This is a genomic window from Domibacillus sp. DTU_2020_1001157_1_SI_ALB_TIR_016 (assembly GCF_032341995.1).
GTDB classification, from domain to species: Bacteria; Bacillota; Bacilli; order Bacillales; family Domibacillaceae; genus Domibacillus; species Domibacillus indicus_A.
Genome location: NZ_CP135438.1, coordinates 736,868 through 760,448, shown reverse-complemented (window position 1 = coordinate 760,448; position 23,581 = coordinate 736,868). Strand labels below are relative to the sequence as shown.

At 38.9% G+C, this 23,581-nt stretch carries 19 protein-coding genes and 2 pseudogenes; 1 reads left to right on the top strand and 20 read right to left on the bottom strand.

Translation table 11 applies throughout. The features are described from left to right. Positions 1-165: 165 nt before the first annotated feature. From RRU94_RS03670 to RRU94_RS03610, 13 genes and pseudogenes are all read right to left on the bottom strand, one after another. Positions 166-1,506 carry an aspartate aminotransferase family protein gene (locus RRU94_RS03670; RefSeq protein WP_315691845.1) on the bottom strand — a complete coding sequence of 447 codons (1,341 nt, stop codon included), beginning with the start codon at positions 1,504-1,506 and terminating at the stop codon, positions 166-168. Positions 1,507-1,550: 44 nt separating this feature from the next. Beyond that, on the bottom strand, positions 1,551-3,008 hold the full coding sequence (locus RRU94_RS03665) for a CoA-acylating methylmalonate-semialdehyde dehydrogenase (protein ID WP_315691844.1): 1,458 nt from the start codon (positions 3,006-3,008) through the stop codon (positions 1,551-1,553). Between the two features lie 733 nt (positions 3,009-3,741). Continuing rightward, positions 3,742-5,145, bottom strand: a pseudogene (pyk, locus tag RRU94_RS03660) (pyruvate kinase); the annotation flags it as partial. Positions 5,146-5,181: 36 nt separating this feature from the next. Next, entirely contained in the window at positions 5,182-5,448 is a 267-nt protein-coding gene (locus RRU94_RS03655) for an aspartyl-phosphate phosphatase Spo0E family protein (protein ID WP_315691843.1), read from the bottom strand. 104 nt (positions 5,449-5,552) lie between these two features. Further along, the gene (locus RRU94_RS03650; RefSeq protein ID WP_315691842.1) at positions 5,553-5,699 is read right to left on the bottom strand and encodes a GapA-binding peptide SR1P; all 147 of its coding nucleotides are present in this window, start codon (positions 5,697-5,699) and stop codon (positions 5,553-5,555) included. Continuing rightward, entirely contained in the window at positions 5,684-6,706 is a 1,023-nt protein-coding gene (gene gap, locus RRU94_RS03645) for a type I glyceraldehyde-3-phosphate dehydrogenase (RefSeq protein ID WP_315691841.1), read from the bottom strand. Before gap ends, RRU94_RS03650 begins: the two co-directional genes overlap by 16 nt. Positions 6,707-6,845: 139 nt before the next feature. Beyond that, a complete protein-coding gene (locus RRU94_RS03640) occupies positions 6,846-7,070 on the bottom strand; it encodes a glycerate kinase (RefSeq protein ID WP_315691840.1) in 225 nt (74 codons plus the stop codon). A 304-nt stretch (positions 7,071-7,374) separates the two neighbouring features. Beyond that, positions 7,375-8,637 (bottom strand): ribulose-bisphosphate carboxylase large subunit family protein, encoded by a 1,263-nt coding sequence (locus RRU94_RS03635; RefSeq protein WP_315691839.1) that lies wholly within the window; start codon positions 8,635-8,637, stop codon positions 7,375-7,377. After that, positions 8,634-10,067, bottom strand: a complete 1,434-nt coding sequence (locus tag RRU94_RS03630) for a four-carbon acid sugar kinase family protein (protein ID WP_315691838.1) — start codon at positions 10,065-10,067, stop codon at positions 8,634-8,636. Before RRU94_RS03630 ends, RRU94_RS03635 begins: the two co-directional genes overlap by 4 nt. 186 nt (positions 10,068-10,253) lie before the next feature. Then, complete coding sequence (locus RRU94_RS03625) at positions 10,254-11,027, bottom strand: FadR/GntR family transcriptional regulator (RefSeq protein WP_315691837.1); 774 nt, start codon at positions 11,025-11,027, stop codon at positions 10,254-10,256. 78 nt (positions 11,028-11,105) lie between these two features. Further along, complete coding sequence (locus RRU94_RS03620; protein ID WP_315691836.1) at positions 11,106-12,086, bottom strand: 2-keto-3-deoxygluconate permease; 981 nt, start codon at positions 12,084-12,086, stop codon at positions 11,106-11,108. A gap of 233 nt (positions 12,087-12,319) precedes the next feature. Continuing rightward, positions 12,320-13,444: a zinc-dependent alcohol dehydrogenase gene (locus RRU94_RS03615; RefSeq protein WP_315691835.1), complete on the bottom strand. Its 1,125-nt coding sequence runs from the start codon at positions 13,442-13,444 to the stop codon at positions 12,320-12,322. Positions 13,445-14,769: 1,325 nt separating this feature from the next. Further along, a pseudogene (locus tag RRU94_RS03610) lies at positions 14,770-14,964 on the bottom strand (aldehyde dehydrogenase family protein); the annotation flags it as partial. 242 nt (positions 14,965-15,206) lie between these two features. Between RRU94_RS03610 and RRU94_RS03605 the strand changes: the two are divergent. After that, complete coding sequence (locus RRU94_RS03605) at positions 15,207-15,527, top strand: hypothetical protein (protein ID WP_315691834.1); 321 nt, start codon at positions 15,207-15,209, stop codon at positions 15,525-15,527. 553 nt (positions 15,528-16,080) lie between these two features. On the opposite strand, the gene RRU94_RS03600 is transcribed toward RRU94_RS03605, so the two are convergent. From RRU94_RS03600 to RRU94_RS03570, 7 genes are all read right to left on the bottom strand, one after another. Continuing rightward, positions 16,081-17,052, bottom strand: a complete 972-nt coding sequence (locus RRU94_RS03600; protein WP_315691833.1) for a bile acid:sodium symporter family protein — start codon at positions 17,050-17,052, stop codon at positions 16,081-16,083. Between the two features lie 586 nt (positions 17,053-17,638). Then, positions 17,639-17,755 (bottom strand): GapA-binding peptide SR1P, encoded by a 117-nt coding sequence (locus RRU94_RS03595; RefSeq protein WP_315691832.1) that lies wholly within the window; start codon positions 17,753-17,755, stop codon positions 17,639-17,641. A gap of 1,674 nt (positions 17,756-19,429) precedes the next feature. Continuing rightward, a complete protein-coding gene (locus RRU94_RS03590) occupies positions 19,430-19,660 on the bottom strand; it encodes a hypothetical protein (RefSeq protein WP_315691831.1) in 231 nt (76 codons plus the stop codon). 94 nt (positions 19,661-19,754) lie between these two features. Continuing rightward, positions 19,755-20,174, bottom strand: coding sequence for an arsenate reductase (thioredoxin) (gene arsC, locus RRU94_RS03585; protein ID WP_315691830.1), 420 nt, complete (start codon positions 20,172-20,174; stop codon positions 19,755-19,757). Positions 20,175-20,208: 34 nt separating this feature from the next. Next, positions 20,209-21,507: an arsenic transporter gene (locus RRU94_RS03580; protein WP_315691829.1), complete on the bottom strand. Its 1,299-nt coding sequence runs from the start codon at positions 21,505-21,507 to the stop codon at positions 20,209-20,211. Positions 21,508-21,522: 15 nt separating this feature from the next. After that, positions 21,523-21,870, bottom strand: coding sequence for an ArsR/SmtB family transcription factor (locus RRU94_RS03575; RefSeq protein WP_251273004.1), 348 nt, complete (start codon positions 21,868-21,870; stop codon positions 21,523-21,525). A 938-nt stretch (positions 21,871-22,808) separates the two neighbouring features. After that, positions 22,809-23,570 (bottom strand): polysaccharide deacetylase family protein, encoded by a 762-nt coding sequence (locus RRU94_RS03570; RefSeq protein WP_315691828.1) that lies wholly within the window; start codon positions 23,568-23,570, stop codon positions 22,809-22,811. Positions 23,571-23,581 lie beyond the last annotated feature (11 nt).

Sequence of the window (23,581 nt, the reverse complement as noted above, 5' to 3'; positions counted from 1 at the left end):
ATAATGGACATGCAAAAAATAGCCACTAGACACAGTGTTAAACATTCATATTTATTATTTTTACATGAATGAGTTCCAAAAAACGACAAAACGACGGGCAGGCCCATCGTTTTGTCCAATTATGATCAAAGCCCCTTCATTAGCATATGGTTCATGGCTAATTCATTACAATTGAAGTATGCTTTCTTTTAACGTTTTTACAATAAAAGCAAAGTCATCTTCTGTAATACTCAATGGAGGAGAAAGCTGCAAAACATTATTATACCCTGCGACAGTGTCTCCATTCTTTCCAATAAGCAAGCCTTTTTCTTTACACAAACCGATAACTTTGTTCATTTTCTCAATGGCAGCCGGTTCTTTTGTCTGCTTATCTTCTACTAGTTCAATGCCCAGGAGAAGACCTTTCCCGCGAACATCCCCTACGTTTGGATGCTCTTTGATTACTTCCAGCTCCTGCAGAAGCCGTTTACCTAACTCTTTAGACCGTTCAATGAGTTTCTCATTTTCCATGATTTCTAAATTCTTTAAAGCCAGTGCGCAGGCAGCCGGATTTCCTCCAAATGTGTTTACATGGCGGAAGCGGTCATAATCACCTGTGCCTGTATAGGCTTCATAAATCTCTCTTTTGACAGCAGTTGCTGACAAAGGAAGATAAGCACTGGTAATACCTTTTGCCATTGTAATAATATCTGGCTTCACGTCATAGTTCATAAATCCGAACGGTTTCCCTGTCCGGCCAAATCCACATATAACTTCATCACAAATAAGCAGCGCACCGTGATTCTCACAGATTTCTTTTACTTTTTTCATGTATCCATCAGGAGGCATTAAAATCCCGCCTCCCGTAATAATCGGCTCCATAATCACACCCGCAATGGTGTCGCTTAACTCCCATGTCATGACACGATCAATGTCATCAGCGCTAGCCAGTGTCTGGACATCCTCTGGATTGCGGTACGTATCAGGCGGCGCTACGTGCAGAAACCCCTGGCCCAGCGGCTCATATTTGTATTTTCGCTGTGCCTGGCCTGTTGCTGCGAGAGCCCCCATCGAGTTGCCATGATAAGCGCGGTAGCGGGAAATAAACTTGTAACGTCCATGCTCCCCTTTTTGCTGGTGATATTGACGGGCAATCTTAAACGCTGTTTCATTCGCTTCCGATCCACTATTAGAAAAGAAAATAACGTAATCTCCGCCCAGCCATTCATTCAATTTTTCTGCTAACTTAATAGCCGGAACATGACTTTGTGTTAAAGGAAAATATGGCATTTCCTGAAGCTGTTTAAAAGCCGCTTCGGCAAGCTCTTTCCGGCCATACCCGACATTTACACACCACAGGCCGGACATGCCGTCTAAATAACGGTTGCCGTCTATATCCGTCACCCATGCTCCTTCTGCTCCGGTGGCAATTATATTTGCCGGGTTAGGCGCCGCTCCCCGCATGGCATGCCAGAGATACTGTTTATCTGTTTTTTGTAAGTTTTGTGTTTGTTCTGTCACTTGCATGATCATCAGCTCCATTCTATTTTTTTATGGTTGTTCATCCTATTTTAATAACGGGCCGTAAGCATTTTCTTGCGGGTATAGAATGCCACCCCGTCTTTTCCATTTGCATGAAGATCACCGTAGAAGGATTTCTTGTACCCTGAGAATGGGAAGAACGCCATCGGAGCAGGAACTCCAAGATTAACGCCCAGCATGCCAGCATCTATTTCTTCACGGAATTCACGAATCGCTTTCGCACTGTCTGTATACAAACATGCACCGTTTGCGAACTCAGACTTATTTGTCAGTTCAATCGCTTCCTCTAAGCTTTCCACCCGGACGATGGACAGCACCGGAGCAAAAATTTCATCCTGCCAGATTTTCATTTCAGGCTGCACGTTGTCAAAAATCGTCGGTCCGACAAAGTAGCCCTGCTCATTTCCTGCATCATTTCTTCCATCTCGAATTAGGGAAGCACCTTCCGCTTGGCCGCTTTCGATGTAACCAATGGTGCGTTCTTTATGTGATTCACGGATAACAGGTCCAAGGAATACACCTTCATCCATCCCGTTTCCTATTTTAATTTCATCAGCTGCTTGTTTAAGCCGGTCGATTAATTCGTCCGCAACGTCTCCAACTGCCACGACAACTGCAGCCGCCATACAGCGTTCTCCTGCAGATCCAAAAGCTGCACCCGTAATATTGGTTACGGCATTGTTCAAATCTGCATCAGGCATAACGATGGAATGATTTTTTGCTCCTGCTAAAGCCTGCACTCGCTTGCCATTCGCTGCTGCTTTTTTATAAACATACTCAGCTACAGGCTGAGAACCTACAAAAGATACTGCTTTGATATCCTCATTTTCTAAAATGCCATTCACGACATTGTGAGCCCCATGGACAATGTTCAGTACCCCATCTGGAAGCCCTGCTTCTTTAAACAGCTCCGCTAAACGATTAGCCAGCAATGGTGTTCTTTCAGATGGCTTCAATACAAACGTGTTTCCACATGCAATGGCCAGCGGGAACATCCAGCACGGAACCATCATTGGGAAATTAAAAGGTGTGATGCCGCCAACCACTCCAATAGGATAACGATACATGCCTGACTCAACGCCTGTAGCAATATCAGGAAGTTGTTCTCCCATCATTAATGTTGGTGCGCCAGCCGCAAATTCCACACATTCAATCCCTCGCTGTACTTCGCCGTATGCTTCGTTATAGCTTTTTCCATTTTCTAATGTAACGATTTTTGCCAGCTCTTCCCAATTTTCAACGAGTAATTGCTGATAGCGAAATAAAATGCGTGCCCGGCGAGGTACAGCAACTTTTCTCCACTTCTTGAATGCTTCTTTAGCAGCCGAAACAGCGTGGTCCAGCTCCTCTCGAGTAGAAATAGGCACACGAGCAATGATTTCTCCAGTTGCTGGGTTTGGCACTTCTTCTATTTGCTTGCTTGTTGACTCTATCCACTTTCCACCAATATAGTTCTTTATCATTTGAGCTGTTTGTGTTAATTCCATTGCAAAGCCTCCTATTTTTGAAAGTATAGTAATCCTTTGAATTCATTATATGGATCGTATAAACCCATACCATTAGACAGTGTGTAAAATATTCCTCGAACTTTTTCTGCATCTTGCGCGATCGTATATAAAACCATTTACACGCTGTCACAATAATGAAGTAAGTTTGGCAGAACTTTTTCAATAAGATTTAACCGGTGCTGGCCTGCCTTTCTTTTGCAGCGTAGCTGTCTTACAGAAATGGCTCTTCATCAGTGTTAGCTTGATAGGCATGTACTAGAACGAAAAAAGCATCCTCGTTTGGATGCTTTAGCTTGTAGACCAATAAAATTTATTGCCAAAGGATTTCTAACACCAACTCGCCCTCTTGCAGCTTTTTCTTATAAATTTATTGTACCTTAACATAAAAATTATTAAGTTATTGAACATGGAATAGTGAACAGGGTTTTGTTACAGAAAAAGCAATAAAAAAGCGCCCTTTTGAGAAGCGAACGGCCGTGTTCAGAAAAGGACGAGTTTCTGAACATAATAGGTGATTAATAGGAAATAGGTTTCGAGCAATGTTTTGAGAAAAAGGATTATAAAGAAGTAACCTTCAGATCTTTTGAAATTTACTTCTTGTATTTTTCTAAAAATCGATGGTTAGAATCGGAACCTTAAACATTATAAAGAGACCTTATGCTATCAGTTCAAGCACTGATTATATAAGCCGCTGAACCCTTTTTAGTCAGTCTATAACATGAACCTTCATTAAATTTGTTGTTCCTGACTCTTGAACGGGTACGCCTGCCGTAATGATCACCAGGTCACCTGTCCGAGCCATTTCTTCCTGAACTGCTGCTTGTACAGATCGTTGCATCATTTCATCTGTATGATCTGGACTGGCTAAAAGAATTGGGTAAACTCCCCAAACCAATAGTAATTGATTGAACACATTTTGATACGGCGTGATCGCCACAATAGGACACCTTGGTCTATATTTTGCAATCACCTTTGCTGTGTGACCGCTTTCTGTAGGTGTTAAAATAGCGGAAGCGGCTAATGTTGATGCTGTGGATGTAACTGCCTTTCCCATCGTATTGGTGATTGTAGCTTCGAGTATGGCTTGTTTATTCTTTTCCATATAGAAAGACAAAGATTCCGCTTTTTGAGCAATGCGGTCCATAATCTCGACCGCTTCCACGGGATAGTTCCCTGCTGCGGTCTCGCCTGATAACATAATGGCATCCGTTCCATCAAAAATAGCATTTGCAACATCACTGGCCTCTGCTCTTGTAGGTCTAGGATTATTCTGCATTGAATCAAGCATTTGAGTAGCTGTAATCACTGGATTTCCAAGTTCATTACAGATTTTAATTAGCTTTTTTTGGACCAAGGGAACTTCTTCAACAGGGATTTCAACCCCTAAATCCCCTCGGGCCACCATAATCCCATCAGAGACTTCTGCTATTTCTTTAGCATTTTCCACACCTTCTTCATTTTCTATTTTGGCAATAACAGCTATGCTTGAAGAATGGTCTTCTAGGATTTGCTTAATCTGAAGTACGTCGGCAGCCTTTCGGATAAAAGAGGCAGCAATAAAATCAACATTCTTTTGGATTCCAAAAGTAATATCAGCGATATCTTTTTCCGTAATACTGGGTAGATTAACGGAAATCCCCGGAACATTAACCCCTTTACGATTTTTAAGGGTGCCTCCATTGATGACTAAACATTGAACCTCTGTCGGCTGGGTGTCTAAAACTTTCAATTCTATCAGGCCATCATCAAGCAAAATGGTTGCACCAGGATGAACATCTTGTGGCAATTGCTCATATGTAATACTGATTTTTTCCTGAGTTCCTTCTATTTGTTCTGTAGTTAAAGTTAAGTGGTCTCCACTGTTTAAAAGAAGCTGACCAGTCTGTACCATACCGGTCCGTATTTCCGGTCCTTTCGTATCCAGCATAATCGCCACAGGACGACCCAATTCTTTTGCGCATGTGCGAATATTATCGATTCGCGCTCCATGTTCCTCATGGGAACCATGAGAAAAATTTAGCCTTGCAACGTTCATTCCTGATAAAATTAGTTTTTTTAATACAAGTGGATCTTCACTGGCAGGTCCTATCGTACAAACGATTTTGGTTTTTCTCATTCTCATCACCTATTCGGCTTCTTTTAGATTCGTTTTTTATTTTTTGTAATGACGCCTATTATTTGATCTATATCTATGGAAAACCATTCCTTCGACTGATAAAAAGGATGGTTTTACTAGAAGGTCGCTGTCCCTATCCGGAGGAAATCTATTTTCTTCATACCAAAGTTTGTTGAGTAGGCAATCCAGCTGCTGACTGGCTTTAATAACCTCTGGAGATGTTAAGCTATTTTGATTTCCCAAATAAATCATTTCAGCTTTTTTTTCGACCCGAGCACGTAAATCAGATAGATGATCGTTCATCTTTTTATCACCTTTGTGTTTAAAATCTACTGAATGAATATAAGCTTTTTCATAAATCTAATGAAAACACCTCGCCTGTCTTTTTCTTTCGATTTTACGTTTTTTTATTTTTGTTTTTGGTTGTTGCATTGTTCATCTTTGCAACGAGAATAATAGATATGAACTTTATTCGTATCTACGGTATCTATAAGCTTTCCACAACGGTCACATATAATAGCGCCTAATGCTACCTCTCTTACTGAAACGACCATGCTTTCTCCATCCTTTCATGAACCGCTTGAGCCAAATCAATGACTCTGCAGGCATAAGCCCATTCGTTATCATACCAGGCGAGTACTTTTATTTGGTTTTCCGCAGTCATGATAGAAAGCCCATCAACAACTGCTGACTTGTCACAACCAATGAAATCTGCTGATACTAAAGGTTCCTGTATGTATTTAACATAGCGATTTTCATGTGCAGCTGCGTAAAAAACTGATTTTATTTCGTCTATCGATACCTCTCGTGACACTTGAACAGTAAGATCGGCTAAAGAGACATCTTGAGTAGGAACACGTACAGAGATTCCCTCCACATAAGGCGCAAGGTGTGGAAGCACATCCACAAGGGCCTTTCCAACCCCCGTTGTTGTGGGAACAATGGATTGTGTACAGGCTCTTGCTCTTCTCAAATCTTTATGAGGGTTATCTATATGTTTCTGATCAGACGTAAAGGCATGAACTGTTGTCAACCATCCTCTTTTTACTTGAAAAGCCTGATCCAAAATATTTAAAAGTGGGGCAACACAATTTGTTGTGCAAGAAGCAGCAGATAAAATAGTATGCTTTGAAAGATCCAGCAGGTGGTCATTCACACCCATAACGACGGTTAAATCCATCTGTTTTCCAGGAGCTGTTACAATCACATGAGATGCCCCTGCGGCCTGATGTTTTTGTGCCCCCTGCCGGTGATTGAACTGCCCGGTGGCATCCATCACAATCTCTATATTCATTGATCCCCATGGAATATTTTCTGGTTCACGCTCAGATACCATTTGAATAACGTTTCCATTAATTAAGAGATTCCCATTTTGTACGGAAACATCTGCATTCCAGGTTCCATGAACAGTATCATATTTTAATAAATGAGCGACTGTTTCTGCAGGATAAGTAGAGTTGATAGCTTCTAGTTTCAATTGACTGTTTGCAACAGATAAAATTTGTCTAATCAACATCCGGCCAATTCTTCCAGTGCCGCTAATACCTACTTTTCTTTTCATCGTGTTGCCTCCCTTTATTTTAAAAACACTTTTTTGTGCTAAAAAAGTTATGATTATAAGCTGGAGAGATTGCAAACAAAATTTTATTAAACAGAAAATTCAGATATTTTTATTTTTTATAGTAAAGTGTAATTTTTTTCTAAAGCTTATGCTTGTACTTTTTTTGAATAAATACATCGCTATTATATTCTTGCCTGTACGGTTGCCGATTATATATTGTTCCTTCTCCATCATCTGCTAAAGAAAGTGTCATAATCTCTCCTTCGGGATAGATATCTTTTACACCTAAAGAAATAGCCTCGTTGCCTTTTGTAAAAGAAATGCTTCTTTTAAATGAATTAATGGCAATTAAAACCTTCTCCATTCGATTATTAACAAAACTATTTCCTTTATATAGTTTATTAAATAGTTCCTGGAATATCTCTTATCTCTTGTCTCTTAAATACTTCAGATTCTTCCTCTTTATAAAGATATTGTTCGTATTCTTTTTGCATAAGATGACCTTCTACTGTACTACAAAGAACAATTGGAGAAAGTCGCTGCATCCTTTTCAGAATAATAGTTGATCTGTAAAACCAAATCGTTGTTGTCTGATTTACTATATTGTAAAAGCCGAAGTACTCCTTCGACTTTTACAAATTGAAAAAATAATATATGCTGTTATTTTTTTATTTGCCAAATTTCTCAATGGCCTGCTTTAACTCAAGGTGAGTCTCGGCATATTCATTAAGGGATACGCCAGAAACTGCTGCTTCCCACCCTTGAATCATGCTTTTAACTCCTGCTTCCGAGCCACCTGGATGCCCAATGATGCCCCCACCTGCTAAATGCATGACATCAATCGTTTCCATTGACGCATAGGAAATCGGTGCAGTTCCTGCCCATTGGCCGGAAGACAATACAGGCATCGCGGTATAACCGCCAAACATCGGGGTTATACAATCTTTTACCGATTTGACAACGGACTCGTTAGACTCATAGAACTTGCTGTCGATAGCATTACAATGTAAATGATCGACTCCAGCCAGGCGGCACAGCTTTTGGTAAGCCGTAAATTCCATACCTAACTGTGGACAACGAGTCATGGCTCCCCATTGATTACGATGGCCGTGGATAGGAACCTCACTAAATTTCCTTACATGTGCAACACCTGCCAGCCCTATACTATTAATACCTACCATTACGCAATTTCCACCAGCTTTTACGACCGTTTCATGGTTTCGTTCGAGCTGATCGATATCATCCGTGATATTAAACGCATACATTACCTTTTTACCTGTTTTATCTGCAGCCCTCTCGATTTCTTCCATTGCAGCCTTTACACGTTCTTTCAAAGGAGCGTACGGAGGGTTAGCGTTCAATTCATCATCTTTGATAAAGTCTATTCCGGCCATCGCCAAATCTCTTACAACTGCACGTAGATCATCTGGTGTTAATCCAATACTGGGTTTCACAATCGTTCCTATAAATGGACGATTGTACACATTGGCTAATTTTCTCGTTCCTTCGATCCCAAATTTAGGCCCAGGATACTTGTCCATAAAGGCATGGGGTAACTCCAGGTCCATGAGTCTTAACCCACTAAATTCACGGAGTTCATACAGATTACCCGCTACAGTGGCTAATAGATTTGGAATCGAAGGGCCAAAGTTATGGAGGGGGAATGATAATACGACCCTCCCTCGATAATATGAAATCGATCCATTGGAGCTATTAGGCAATTTGGCTCCAGGCAAGGTTGGAGTAGAAACCACCTCTAATTCTTCAATTGACACTACTTTCGCTGCAAATCGATCCTTAAGTTCATCTGTTTCTCCAGGAACAGTAATAAATGTACCGGTAGATTGCTCACCCGCCATGACTTTTGCAGCATATTCCAGATCATAGGGCGTCTCAATGTGATACGTTGCTAAAACACGATCTTGGCTCATTTGGTAACACTCCCGTTATAGTTAATATTTTCAGATGATATAATAGAGGTGGCGTCAGATGAAGCAGCTTCCTTGATTTTCACAAAAAATTCAGGACTTCCCATCTGACCACCTTTTAAGGCGATTTCAATACCATTAATAGTTGGATCTGATGAATAGCCACAACACAGTGGAACACCTGGATCAATCGGAAGAACCATTTCCAATGCAAAAAGCTTCAATTCTTTTGTCACAAAACCCGAAGTATCTCCTCCGGCAGCAATGATCCGGCGAATATTTGTTGCTTTCATAATTTCCAATGTCCATTTACCTAATTGACTGCCGATTAACTCTCCTGATTCCCTTTTCTCTATTCCCATCTCATCAAAGAGCTTGTGGGTTTCAGCAATAGCAGGATCTTCTGGGCCAAGAGCTGTATATAAAATAACACTTTTATCGTTTTTGATATGTTTAATTACCTTATCCAATAAATCATTTGGCAGTTCTTCTTTATTGATAATATCCCGGGGAGAAATTTGAATTCCCACGAAACCTGCTTCAATTGCTGTTTCGATTTGATTTTTGTTAATTGGTGAACAGCTGCCGGCTACAACAAGAACTTGATTAGCGGCAGGAATTTTTGTTTGCTCTTTTTTGTTGCTTGATGCCTGCAATCCTTGCCGATTCCATTCAGCTGTTAATGCATATTCAACACCTGATGATCCGACAACGAAGCGTATACCTTCCTGGCCTTTTTCCCACAATAGCCGGCCAACCGTTTGACAATGGCTATTATCCAATCCATCAAAAAGAATGATATCATTGTTCAATGCTAATTTTTGCTCATACACTTCCTTAACACTGCTGTAATCCTCAGAGAGTTCCACTATATCCATCAAACCAATTTGCTTGGGTGTTTGAAATTGCATGTTTAAGTGAACCCGTAAATCTGATTCGTTCATAGGTGTCATCGGATGTTTTGACATCGTTGGATGCCGGTCCAGCCGATAAACCGTATCATACATTCTTGCAAAATGGTTGCCAAATAACGTATACCTTCCTAATGGTGGTGTTGCAACAAAAATTGGCACTGTTTTTTGTGATTCTTCAGTGTAATCAAGCGCAATTTCAATTGCTTTCCCAATACTGCCGACTTCTGGATTAGAATCAAATGTTGAACATGTTTTATAATGAATCACATTTGTTTTCAACTTAAATAATGACTCAAATACTGGCCGTAATTCTTGTTCCATTTCCTCAGGATTTCTGGCCCGGCTGGTTCCTGGAATTCCAATACATTGAACGCCATTTAAGTTTTCCAGCATCTCTGGTGAAGGCGGTTCCAAAAATAACATTGTGCGATACCCGTTTAAAGCTAATGCTTCCATTGCATCTGTAGAACCAGTAAAATCATCTCCATAATAAGCAAGCAATAAATTATTTTCGGACATTCTCAAACTTCCTTTCTATCCTTCTTCACCGGGTTCTTCCAAGAAGGTTTCTATTTAGATAGCCGGCACTTTCCACTTTGTAATGTGAAGTATTTCACATTACTCTTGCCGTTTCTTTACCTTCTATTGTAAGAAAGATAAGGAAACGTCTTTACACTGTTTAAGATTTTAAAATATATGATTTTTTTAGCTCGATGTATTGTCTGAGTCTCTGTTGTTGATCCATTTTCTCCACAACCTAAGTGACATTTCTATACCGTAAATTCCAGTATAAAGATCCTTTTTTTCTAGTGCCTCAATGAGAATCCTGTGATTTTCAACTGTCGTTTCCTTGTCTTCACCCTTTACCTGGCCAATTGCGTAGTTTTCTAAAATCAACGGGGAAAAAATTTCAAATGCAAACAAATATATTTCCGCCATTAGCTTATTTTTAGTCGACGCCGCTAAAGCCTTATGAAACCTTAAGTCTAATTCATGAATCATTTTATAATCATCTGGATTGGTTTCAATGCATTCTAAAAAAGAGTTATAAATATTCTTTAAACCCTGTATATCTTCTTCAGTAGCATATGTAATAGCCAATTTTACTACTGCTACTTCTATCTGCTCACGAAATTCAACTAATTCTTTAAGTTGCATATTGTTTAATATCATTTTAAATAATAGAGATTGAGAAAAAGAAATATCCTCCGGTTCGGAAATGTACGTGCCAGCGCCTCTTCGTATTTGGATAATATTAATAGCTTCCAATATCTTTAATGCTTCTCGAACAGAACTTCTACTTACATTTAAAATTTCACTTAATTCACTTTCTGTAGGAATCCTATCATTAGGCTTTAACTCTTTATAAATAATCTTGTGCTTAATGTAGTCTGTTACTTTATTTACAGCTGTTTTAGTATCTGAAATTTTTTCACTATTAACTGCAGCTGACATAATTAAATCCATTTCATTATCCATCTTATTATTCACCTTTAATCTCATTGATTTTTAAAGGTATTATATAGCAAATTATCTTACAAATATAGATTCAACTATTTACGCTCCAACATTAGGAATATCCTGCACTTTTTTTTTCTCAATTCTTTTTGCATACCAAACCGTTAGCATAGGGGATAAAAGAGCTGTAACGATAACAGCTGCTGATACCTGGAGTGTGGCGCTCGCAGCAACTTCACTAAAGGCAGGATTAACAGCTGCAAGGGATAATGGTACGGCCGCTGCATTCCCTGCAGTATTTGAAGCAGCCAAACCGGCCACGCCGTCTCCACCTGTGACTCTATCTAGCATAAACAGGGCAGCTCCAGTAATTGCAACAACTGCTATACCCAAGACAACCCCAGATAAGCCAGCTTTCATTACATTGGTTAAGTTAATTCCAGCACCAATTGCCAAGCCTAACATAGGAATAAAGAGGTGCTCACCTTTACTTAAGAACTCCCGCATTTCTTCGTCCAGATTCCCAAGAATCATTCCGACTAGTAGAGGAAGAAGCGTATAAACAAATGCAGAAATTGGAAAACTTGCTAATCCAGCAATACCCAGTATCAGCATAGTGAAAAATGGTCCAGATTCAAGTGACATAATAGAATAAGCGGCAATATCTTCTTTTTTCTTTCCTAATTGTCCCATGAGAGCCATGTAAATGGCACCGTTTGTATCAGAAAAAGCAGCAACAATTGCCAAAGCAGATAGCCCTAAAAATAAATTATTTTGATCTGGGAAGATAGCTTTAATTAGTAAAGCGATTGCAAAAGTTGTCCCTATTTTACCAAACCATAGGGCTCCCCCTTTTTTCAACACATAACCAGTTGAGTTAAACCGTATGGTTGCGCCTAAACAAAGATAAAATCCCCCTAATAACGCTGTCGTGCCAGTTAACAGTCCCCCGGTAAACGAATGTGTAAACGCTTCCGATTCAAATACTTCTGGGAAGAGTGTGCGAATTAAAGATCCAATAAGTAAAGGAACCAGCATTAAGCCTGCGGGGATTTTCTCAATTGTCGCTTTTATTTTCATAACTTCAACTCCTGATGTGATTTTAAAATCTGTTTCAACACTTGGCATCCCAATTTGTGCGACTCTCGTTATCAAGCAATATATAAATGTTTAGTGAAACGCTTTCAACGGTTTGTTTATTCAAAACTATCTCCTTGATTGTTAGTCCAGCTTGGTTACTGGACGATACTCCATATTGCTTCTAACTAAATATAATAGAAAAAACTTTATTTCGTTTCTTAGGCTTCTGTTTTTCAAACACGATTTTTGTCCTTTAGGAACATAATCTTTCCTGCTCCTTTATTTACTTGTTCAAATGCTTCATCTACTTGTGAAAATGAATAACGATGAGTTACAACTTCAAGTATATTAATTTTTTCAGACTCAACTAAGGATGATAATTTCCACCATGTTTCCCAAATGCGTCTTCCAAATAACCCCTTAATTGTCGCACCTTTTAAATTAATGCTTTGCGTTATATTAATTGGGATCGGGCCGCCGGGATGTCCTACAGTGATGACTCTTCCTTCTAAACGCAGGTGATCAAATAACGTTTCATATACTTTTGGTGAACCCGTTATTTCAAAAATAAAATCTACTCCGCCTCTGCTAGAGGTCAGGTCCTTAACAATTGCCGAAAGATCTTCTTTAAGTGAATTTACTCCGACTGCACCAAAATCTTTGGCCATATCCACTCTGTATTGATCTATATCAACTGCTATAACTCTTGAAGCCCCAGATGCCAGCAACATTTTTATTGCCAAAAGACCGATAGCACCACATCCAAATACGAGAGCCGTATCACCAGGTTGAATTTTAGATTCTTCCACTGCACGCATGGCAACACCAGCAGGCTCAAAGAGGGCACCTTCTTCGAAGGATACAGAATCCGGTAACTTAAACGCTACATTTGCCGGAGCAACTGCATAGTCCGCGAAACAGCCGTCACAACTTGTTCCATAAATACCCATGTTCATACAATTATGGGCATTGCCTATTTGACACTGAAAACATTCTTCACAAGGAATATGAGTCTCAAAAGCTACTCTGTCACCAATCTTTTTATCTTTTACTTCACTACCCACTTCAATGATCGTCCCGGAACATTCATGACCAACAATAAAAGGAAATTTCACATTGAATTTTGATGCAAAATCCTTTGCAGATTGCCCCCATTTATTGTAACTAATATCGGTTCCACATATAGCTGCTGCTTCTACTTCAATTAAAACCTCATGAGGTTTTGGTGTAGGCTTCTCCACTTCCATATAAGAGAAACCATAATTTTCCCCTGTTTTTAATACCGCTTTCATTTTATGCTTCTCCACTTCCATATCAGAGAAACCATGATTTTCTCCTGTTTTTAATCCCGCTTTCATTTTATAGTACCTCCTTAGTTAGATGCCTATTTTATTTAAGAATGTTCGTGTCCACCTTTAAAAAAGATAAAGCTGTTCCCATATATGACAAGACAGGGACGTGACGAACAAAGTGCTTTGTTAACGATGTCAAGTGTACCTTGCCAAATTTGGTTTAAAATAATCTTTAGCTTTTAAGGATATAAAATAATCTTCCTCCTCATATTCATCTGATGTTTATCGATGAAAATTAAATTTTATTACTATTGTAAACCTTTACAACTTCTAATTACCCGGATATTCATCTGATGAATTTCCTTGAATCGATTGTATAACAACTAGTTAATATTAGTCAACCATCTTTTTATTGCTTTATTAAACGAATTATTAACTATAAAACAAATAACTTTAATATATTCATCAGACGTTTACGAAAGATGAGCTGTTATGATCGCTGCTCTTGCTTGGTTCCTATTTGTCTGATGTTTTAATTAATCAAATTAAATCCCAAATTGTTTAGTAACAGAAATAGGAGTGGCTGTACAAGCCACTCCTTCGCTATTGAAACTCGTACAATAAAATTCAATCCATTACACCGTACACCTGTGGGTTTCGGGACACTGAGTATACTATTTGCTAAAAAACAGGTGTGAAAAAGATTATTTTACCCAAATAAGGGAACCTCCGTCCGCTTAATCTCAAGAAATAGCGTTTCTTACGTATCTGTAGTCCGAATAGATTTCTAATCTGCCTTCCTCAACAATTCTGCTTCGTTAGTTTAATAAGAAAATCAGCATTGTTCTTTAACAGAAACTACCTAAAAAATGCCTTTTCGGATCAAGCGATTGAAAAAGGCACCTCTATTATGTGGTTTGTCTATTACTTGTTCACCAATTTGGATGGATTGTTTATCTTATATGGTACTGGAACATCTATCATAAATTGTTAGTCAATAGTATTGGTCTACTATTAACCAATCTGACAGTAAAGTATTTGTCGTTCAAATGAATTTCGCGTAAAAGTGTGCTTTAACACATCGTTACTTTGTAAACTTTACATTAAACTCAGATTCTACGCAGATTTTTATTACCGGCAACCAATAACCGCCTGCCCATTACCTGAAATTGAATGGCAACCCAAGAAAACGCCTTAGATAGACATTTTCTCTGGACCGCCTTTGGTAATCGGAAGAGAAGATATTTCTCTTATTCTATTAAAGATTTTGTCCATAGAAGTTACATTCACATTTGGTTCCCCTACTTTTTGATGGAGGGGGATTTTGATAGTGCAAAATTGACAATTATTAATTTTATAATTTTCTAACTTTTTCAAGGACGTCACTACAATCACGGCTTAACAAACACTGTTTTAATGGATGTAAAGAACTTAATGGCTACCCGCCCCTGCTCACTTGAATGAGAACTGGATTGCTTCATCCCGTCAAATGATGCCCGCAGCTCCACTCCTTCGCTTTCTGCATTGATTCTAAACAGGCCTATATCTATATCTTGAATAACATTAAGTATATTCCCTATGTTTTTTCGAACAAAAAATTAGCAAAAGAATATGTATCGGCTTTGTTTTTAACACTCAAATGAGCTCTCAAAGAAAATTATCCTCATTGAATACTACGATTGTGAATACGATAGTGAGAGTACGGATGAAGCATAAAGTATAAATGGATTCGAAAATACATCCATATTAGGTTTTACTGCCCCTTTAATGAGGGAATCCGTACAAATAGATGCAGGAAATTAAGAATCGATTAAATGAGGGAAATATAATGAAGAAAATAATCTTATGGACGGGAGCAATTCTATTTCTTACTGCTGGCTGCAGCTACGATGAAAAAAGTTATAGTATAAGAACATTAAACAATATGACATACGTGAAGAAAACAGAGATTAAGAATGATGTGACTTTGGTTTTTACGCAGCCTAATGGTGTAAGACGAGAGCTTTACTGGAACGACTATAAAGATTCTTTTCTTGTGGAAGATAAAAAATATGATATCGACTTTATGGCTGGCGACAAGAAAAGGCCTGATCGGATTGTACATATTGAATTATCCGATGCTACGAAAGAGAAAAATCCAAATGATTAAGCTCATGTTTCTCTTATTCGTTGCTGCAACGGTGTTTCAGATCTACCGTATTATAGCACCTTAAAAACAACGACTATTTACGGTCTCTAAAGGTGAAAAGCAGTGCAAGAATAGTATATCAGAAGGAATTGGCTGATAGATCATTGCTCCAAGTTTATGTTGATTAACAGGAGAACCTAGATAATAATAAATGGTATTTTAGCGATGTATTTGAATCGATTGTAAAAGACATGGTAGTCGAGGCTATAACCGGATATGCTGGAATATTGCTGATGCTTAATCCAGAACAAGAGTAGAAGACCTATTTAACCCGGATGCAGGGCATACCTGAACTGCATGGCTGGTTCATCCAACGATGAGCTCATGGGACGGAGCTTAGAAGATTTTGTGTATACAGAGAATAAAATCGTTTGATTTTAGCTTAAAAACAACTAGAGCCTTGCTACAAAATCATGTAGCAAGGCTCTTTCAGGTCGATTATTTTTTATTGATGTAACGGTATTAAATAACAACCCTTTTAGAAGTTAAGCCTAAAAATTCCTATCTCAATATTTTAAGAGACCTGCTTCTTATGATTCGCCTGTTTCATTTTCTCTTCTTTTACAGCCTTTTTTGCCCAGTAAGTGGCAATCAACGGTCCAGAAATATTATGCCACACTGAGAAGATCGCACTTGGAACAGCCGTGAGTGGAGAGAAATGAGCAGTAGCTAGTGCTGCAGCAAGCCCTGAATTTTGCATCCCGACCTCAATTGAGATAGCTTTCTGATCGGCATACGGAAATTTGCACCACTTTGAAATAAGGAGGCCTAAGGCCAAACCAACAAAATTGTGTATAACAACCATGCCAAGGATTGCTAAACCTGAATCTAGAATATTATCTTTATTACCGGCCACGACTGCTGAAATGACACCAACGATTCCAATTACAGAAACAAGCGGCAGGATTTTCGCTCCTTCTTCTGCCTTGTCCTTTAAGACCCATTTGAAGACGATACCAAGAATAATAGGAAGAAGGACAATTTGAACCGTTGAGAGAAGCATATCTTTTCCTGACACAGGAAGCCACTGGCTAGCTAATAAATAAATAAGAGCAGGAGTTAGAATGGGTGATACTAGGGTTGCAACCGATGAAACAGCAACTGACAGGGCCACATTTGCTCTTGCCAGATACGCCATTACATTAGATGCTGTTCCTCCAGGACAGCAACCGACCAATATAACACCAACAGCTACCTCAGGAGGGAGTTTTAACCCAACAGCCAAAAGGTAAGCTATACCCGGCATTATGATATATTGGGCCGCAACCCCTACAAACACCGCGAGAGGTTGTTTAAATACGGCTTTGAAATCCTCTACAGATAACGTTAATCCCATCCCAAACATAATAATTCCAAGCAGGATAGGGATGTAAGGAGCGATCCAGGTAAAACCGCCCGGAAACATCATGGCTAAAGCCGTGAATAGGAGAACCCAGTAGATAAAAGTATTACCTGCTACTGTACTAATTCTTGCTAGTAAATTCATACAAACCACCTTTTCAATCTATTTTCAATTATTTTATTATACATTATATTCTGATAATATAAATAAATTTTTTTATTGTGTGATTAATAATCATTTCCAGTTCAGGGTTTTCTTCTATCTTATTTGAATTTTTATGGGATTTTTTTAGATGCAGTTCAAATTTTAAATCATTTACTTTCTCTTCATTCTCGGGAAAATTTCTAATCTTTGTCTTACAAAGAGCAAAGGAAATGCTGCCGGTTTCCCTTTCAGTGGATATAAAGGATTGGGCTGCGTTATAAAGGGGAGCATACAGGCAAGCGAGAGTATTATTTAAAACATTGCCGTGGGAATTATTAAAATATTAGAAGAGGCTTTGGATGTGAATAATTCCATACTAACAAAAGTGTACTTGAGCAAATATACACTCTTGTTAAGTACCTATGCTAGCATAGACATTAGATCGTAGACTATATGAATCGGTTTCCTTTAAAAAATTCACCAGCTCACTCAAATTCGATACCATAAATCTGCCCGGATGAATGAATTCATCCGGGCAGATTTATGCAGCCTATTTTATAATGGTAAAATTTTAATTTTAAACTACTTATTCATCGCTGCCATTTTCATGGCCGCAACCGCAATCTGCATACAACAATGTTACCTTTTCTTCTTCGAAATGTTCCATAGTTTCTAGGCAAGTTTGACAAACGATAGTACCCATTATGTATTCCTCCCAGCTTTTTTGAAAGCGTTTTTTATTTGAATTTATCATAATACAAATCAGAGGATGAATCAAGTAATTGGGACAAAAAATCCCCACTTTATTTATTCTACATCTGTTTTATCTAAATGAAACACCCTTTTTCCCTTTTAAATAGATAAAAAAGATCAGTTTAAGAACCCTTGTATTATCAAGGTTTCTTAAGCAAAAAACCTCTCTCTGATCTAATTTCCTTTGAATCTATTCAGCTAATCAAAACAAAATTTCATATTAGGGACTTAAAACTTTTCGAATAAATTACGCGATGTCAAAAAATATTTTTTGAATTAAGGGACTAAAAAAGTCCCTCGTTATATTTATTTGTCCTATTAAACAGAGATTTAAATGACTTGTTTTTATTTAGCCTTTAAGGCTTTAAACTTTTATCGAAAGGAGCATTAAGCAATGAGTATCATTTTAAAGAAAGCACAGCAATGCCCAGATCAATGACTTCTGTTCCTAAGAAAAAACAAGTGCTTTTTCTATTTTAAAAACACCCTTTCCTGCCGAAAGCGCCCCTACCTAAAGAGATAAACACACCTTTAAAGATCGAACCTATTTGCTTTGTAAACACAAAAACCGATCTCATCCCCAGGGAATCAATCGGTTTTGAGTGTTATCCGTGATTGGACAGAATGAAATACAGTTTCATCCGTTCTTTTTTATGTTTCAATACCGCAGCGGCTTGTTTGAGTGCTTCTCTGGATATGACATTTGCTTGAAATAGCTGAGCATGCCACCTTCTTTTTTGTTTAATCAATCTCATTCTTCTATCTCACTGTATAAAACGTGGGTTCATTGATCAATATACAGAGGATTATTATATAAGGTACACTGTTGCCTTTTGTGTGTGGCTTCTTTGTCAGCAACAAAAGTGTATATAAGCAAAAGCAGAATTTTGCTTATGTACACTTTTGACTAAGTACTATGTTTAATAACTTTTTGATTCAAGTTGTTTCCAATGGGCTTTTAATGTTTTATTCCATACCTTACTGACCCTTAACTTTTAGTGAAAACTGAGCCTATCTTTCTAAAGGTCTCTATTCCTCTGGACAATTCCTCGGCGTACGTAAGCATTTGATTTATATTTTCCCACATGCCAGGTGTCTGTGGAGGATCACCAGCTCCCGCCTGAGTCGGCAATTGATCAGTATTCTCCAAAAGGTCAGTCTGCAGAGAAGACGCAACTTCTTCTTGAGACGGCACTTGGTTTGTATTCCCCGGCATACCCGGTGTCTGCGGTGAAGGAACAAACCCCAGAGGAGGTCCTTGAGTCAGACCCTGTAAAAAACTCCCCAATATACCAGGTCTCTGAGGGGGAAGTGGAGCTCCCTGAGGAGGCATTTGAGTCAGACCGTGTGAAAAATATCTCGGATCCTGATAGATGAGGCTGGAATATTGATGAAATGATCTTCGATTGGATGGAAATGGTCCGATAAACGAGTGAAACGGTCTTGGTCCTGGATTCGGAGGATAAAATCGCATGTTTTTCATCTTCCTTCTTTTTAATTTCTGTGCTCTTTTGGTGAATACATATTGTTTTACAGATAAAGAGATTGTTTTTCTTTAAATAAGAGAGTGGCGCCTATTCTTCGCAAAAACATTTTTAACCGTGTAACATCGTAAAGAGCCAGATCATTCACGTTGATGCTCATTATTATCATATGGAAAAAATAACAGCATGATTGTGGCAAAATCCCTATAAAAAAAGAGAATGAATATGGGTGGTAGTAAGTAAGAAGCGGCAATCGATGTAAAAAGAATATATAGAAGAACAGGGAGAATAAAGACCTTAGCGCCTAAACCCCACTGAATCAAAGATTTTGAAGGAGCATGCGGCGCTGATTTTTGTTCAATTTTCTTCATTGTCATACAGCTTCTATACACCATATATAATCATGTACTCATAAGGAGAGGATAGAAAAAGCCGTGAGAATGTCTCACGGCTTTTTCTTTTCTATTATTTGCCTGTTTTTGCAAAACGTTCGATGCGCTCACCGATTTCATCGCGAACACGCTGGAAGAATGCCCATTTTTCTTCTTCTGTTCCTTCTGCTTTTGCAGGATCATCAAATCCCCAGTGAACACGTTTAATGTGAGGCGGTGTTACCGGGCAGTTGTCCGCCGCATGCCCGCATAATGTAACGATTAATTCCGCATTGTTTAGAATTTCCGGATCAATCACATCTGATGTTTGGTTTGAAATATCAATGCCTGCTTCTTTCATAGCTTTTACCGCATTTGGGTTTAATCCATGTGCTTCTAATCCGGCACTTTTCACTCCCCACTCATCACCTAAATGTTTTTTCGCCCATCCTTCTGCCATCTGGCTGCGGCAAGAGTTGCCTGTGCATAGGAAGTAGATTGTTTTTTTAGACATTATCATGTTCTCCTTTTACATTTGATTAGTTAGATTAATGAATCAATAATAACCATAGGTATAAGCCCACCAGCGTAATAAACAAGGTTGGAATCGTTAAGATAATCCCTGTTTTAAAATACGTTCCCCACGAAATCTTTACACCTTTTAAACTTAAAACATGCAGCCACAATAGTGTAGCAAGTGATCCAATCGGGGTAATCTTCGGCCCTAAATCAGAGCCAATCACATTCGCGTAAACGAGTGCTTCACGGACAACACCCGTTGTGTTCGTATCAGCAATCGCTAAAGCATCGATCATGACTGTTGGCATATTATTCATGATCGAAGATAAAATAGCGGCAATAAAGCCCATCCCTACTGTTGCGGCAAATAATCCTTGATCTGCCGCTTTCTGAATAACGTCAGCTAAAACATTGGTCAGCCCGGCATTACGAAGTCCGTACACTACAACATACATGCCAATCGAGAAGAAGACAATCGCCCACGGCGCGCCCTTCACAACGGCTTTTGTATGCACAGCTGGGCTTTTTCTCGCCATGGCCAAAAAGAAAATAGCGATCAGTCCAGCAATAATGGAAACTGGAATACCAAGCGGCTCGCTCGCAAAATAGCCGATCAGAAGAACACCCAGTACGAACCAGGACAAGCGGAACATCTTCATGTCTTTGATGGCTGCTTTTGGCTCTTTTAAAGCAGACAGGCTATAGTTTTTCGGAAGGCTTTTCCGGAAAAACAAGTACAGCACCAGAATACTCGCGCCTAAAGAGAAAAAGTTCGGGATAATCATGCGCGATGCGTATTCGACAAATCCAATACCAAAAAAGTCGGCTGACACGATGTTTACAAGGTTGCTGACAACAAGAGGCAGCGATGTGGTATCCGCGATAAACCCACTGGCCATAATAAATGGAAAGACCATCTTTTCTTCAAAGTTCAAGTTACGGACCATTGCCAGGACAATTGGCGTTAAAATAAGCGCCGCTCCGTCATTGGCGAAAAGCGCCGCCACCACGGCACCAAGCAGAATCACATATACAAACATTTTAATACCGTTTCCGCCGGCTGCCCGTGCCATATGTAAAGCCGCCCATTCAAAAAAGCCGATCTCGTCTAAAATAAGAGAAATTAAAATCAGGGCAATAAACGTCAGTGTGGCATTCCACACAATGGATGTCACGTCCAGGACATCGCCAAAATCAACCACGCCGACAAGAAGGGCTATAGCCGCCCCTGCACAGGCCGACCAGCCAATAGACAATCCTTTCGGCTGCCAAATGACAAAGACGAGCGTGACGAGAAAAATAATGGATGCTGCAAAAATAGAAAACAAACCTCTTACTCCTTTCTAGTCACAGGAAATACGCAATCCCTGTGCCTCCAGTTCAGCTAATCGTTCTCTTTGGTCTGGAAGATGCTTCAATAAATCTTCGACCAAAAAAGCACAGTCATGGTCCCGGTTAAAAGAGTAGAAAATCCACTGTCTTTTCCGGCTTTCCTTTACCAGTCCAATGTCCTTTAGCTTGCGCAAATGCTGGCTGATAGCTGGCTGGCTCATGTTAAAAAGTTCAACAAACTCACATACACAGAAATCCTGCGATTGAAGCATCTTCATCATAGTCAGGCGCGTCTTATCACCAAGCAGCTTCATGATTTGGGATACTTCCTGCACATCTAACTTTGTATCGACATTCATGTATGATCCCCCCATTCCGGTATCAGTATATAATAATACACTTATATAAGTACATGCTTTTATCAAAAAAATTTGTTTAATTGATTACAAAATGCTTTCTTTTCAACACGCTGCATATATCAAAATATTTTTGGGAGGAATGACCATGTAAGAGCGTATGTTGGATACCATTGTGATCTGTACAAGACAATCCGGTTTAGCAGCTGATTACTATTTGCAAAAATCAGGTCTTCAGTTTTACAGAGTTTACAGGATCACAGCTCCTGGTCCACCTATTATGATTTGCTGAAGCTGTTCTCACCAGCTGGCTTTTCGTCCCTGCCCGGTATGAAGTTCCCTGGCAAAGCAAACCGATACCCGGCAAAATCAAAGGGTATTTCCTACCTGGAAAAATGCGTTTATCGATTTCAGTTCCCCATTAAGTATGGAAGCAGAGAAAACAGGTCACTCATGAAGGCAGCCTGACTTATTATAAGCCGACTATTAAAAAGTAAGTTAAGCGGTCTGCTATTTAAGCACCCGCTTTTTTCATATTTAAAGTTTCTTGAAACTAAAATTTTACGCATAGTTATAATAAGACAAGAAAAAAGAACGGTGAAAACAGGCCTCTTCCCCTTCTGCTAATAGTATCTAGGAGGAAAGACTTGCTCTTTCCTTCAATTTAAACAATAGGTTTTAATGCTAGGACGATTAATTGTTGTCAGTTAAGCAACTAGTTTAGTCATACCATAAAGTGTTTTACTTAGAAAGTTCCTGTATAATCGCTTCACCTAATCAAGATCGTATATAGATTTCAATATACTTGCCCTTAAATTTCAATATGAATGCGAATTTCTTATCAAAAATTATTACACAACAAAAAACTGACTCAAAAGAATCGTAAATCAACGACCTTTTGAGTCAGCCTCATTTTTTTATAATCCTTAAAGAAAATGTGTCTAGTATCCTGTTTTAACCATTCTAATAAAGTCATCTAAAGTGTGATTTTGTAGAATCATAATACGAGGTAATTCATATCGGTCGCTCTGGTCTGTACTGAGCCCGCCGCCTACTTTAAAAGCTCCTTTAAACCCTAATTCTTCTAGAACGGAAATTGTATCCGCGTTATAATTTCCATAAGGATAAGCAAAGACATTTGTCGCCCTGCCTGTTAACTCTTTAAGAGCGGTCGTTGTATCATTTATTTCTTCGTATTGCTGTTCTCTGCTTAAATCAGCAAGGAAAGGATGCGATACCGAATGATTTTGGATATCAATACCATTTTCCATTACAGTTAAGATCTCGTTTGATGTCATATTCCAGCTGCCATTCACCCAATCTGAAACAGTAAATTGAGTTGCCTTCATTCCATATTTTTGTAAGACTGGATAAACATAAGGATAAAAATCATTCGAATTATCATCAAATGTTAGCAGGATAGGCTTTTCTGGCATTGCTGCTTTTTTATCGAGGATGTTGAAATATTGCTTCATCGTTAAGGTCCGATAGCCATTCTCATGAAGATAAGCCATATGTTTTTCAAATTCTTCAAGGCTAAATTGATATGGATTGTTCGGGTCAGGATCAGGTTTTACAACATGATATAGTAAGACAGGAATTTCAACGTTTTGTGTTTGTTTTGCGCTTGCTGTTGACATATAATCCGCGTTAGAAACGAGTAATAACAAGAAGGCAAAAGCAATGCCCATTATTTTTCTCATCAACATTCACC

Coding starts and splice junctions, on each gene's coding strand:
- RRU94_RS03670 (WP_315691845.1), bottom strand. CDS start 1,506: ATGCAAGTGACAGAACAAACACAAAACTTACAAAAAACAGATAAACAG.
- RRU94_RS03630 (WP_315691838.1), bottom strand. CDS start 10,067: ATGTCCGAAAATAATTTATTGCTTGCTTATTATGGAGATGATTTTACT.
- RRU94_RS03625 (WP_315691837.1), bottom strand. CDS start 11,027: ATGGATAATGAAATGGATTTAATTATGTCAGCTGCAGTTAATAGTGAA.
- RRU94_RS03655 (WP_315691843.1), bottom strand. CDS start 5,448: ATGAACGATCATCTATCTGATTTACGTGCTCGGGTCGAAAAAAAAGCT.
- RRU94_RS03635 (WP_315691839.1), bottom strand. CDS start 8,637: ATGAGCCAAGATCGTGTTTTAGCAACGTATCACATTGAGACGCCCTAT.
- RRU94_RS03650 (WP_315691842.1), bottom strand. CDS start 5,699: ATGGTCGTTTCAGTAAGAGAGGTAGCATTAGGCGCTATTATATGTGAC.
- RRU94_RS03575 (WP_251273004.1), bottom strand. CDS start 21,870: ATGAATGTCGATACAAAGTTAGATGTGCAGGAAGTATCCCAAATCATG.
- RRU94_RS03665 (WP_315691844.1), bottom strand. CDS start 3,008: ATGGAATTAACACAAACAGCTCAAATGATAAAGAACTATATTGGTGGA.
- RRU94_RS03640 (WP_315691840.1), bottom strand. CDS start 7,070: ATGGAGAAGGTTTTAATTGCCATTAATTCATTTAAAAGAAGCATTTCT.
- RRU94_RS03620 (WP_315691836.1), bottom strand. CDS start 12,086: ATGAAAATAAAAGCGACAATTGAGAAAATCCCCGCAGGCTTAATGCTG.
- RRU94_RS03595 (WP_315691832.1), bottom strand. CDS start 17,755: ATGGGTACTATCGTTTGTCAAACTTGCCTAGAAACTATGGAACATTTC.
- gap (WP_315691841.1), bottom strand. CDS start 6,706: ATGAAAAGAAAAGTAGGTATTAGCGGCACTGGAAGAATTGGCCGGATG.
- RRU94_RS03615 (WP_315691835.1), bottom strand. CDS start 13,444: ATGAAAGCGGGATTAAAAACAGGAGAAAATCATGGTTTCTCTGATATG.
- RRU94_RS03590 (WP_315691831.1), bottom strand. CDS start 19,660: ATGAAGAAAATTGAACAAAAATCAGCGCCGCATGCTCCTTCAAAATCT.
- arsC (WP_315691830.1), bottom strand. CDS start 20,174: ATGTCTAAAAAAACAATCTACTTCCTATGCACAGGCAACTCTTGCCGC.
- RRU94_RS03600 (WP_315691833.1), bottom strand. CDS start 17,052: ATGAATTTACTAGCAAGAATTAGTACAGTAGCAGGTAATACTTTTATC.
- RRU94_RS03605 (WP_315691834.1), top strand. CDS start 15,207: ATGAAGAAAATAATCTTATGGACGGGAGCAATTCTATTTCTTACTGCT.
- RRU94_RS03570 (WP_315691828.1), bottom strand. CDS start 23,570: ATGAGAAAAATAATGGGCATTGCTTTTGCCTTCTTGTTATTACTCGTT.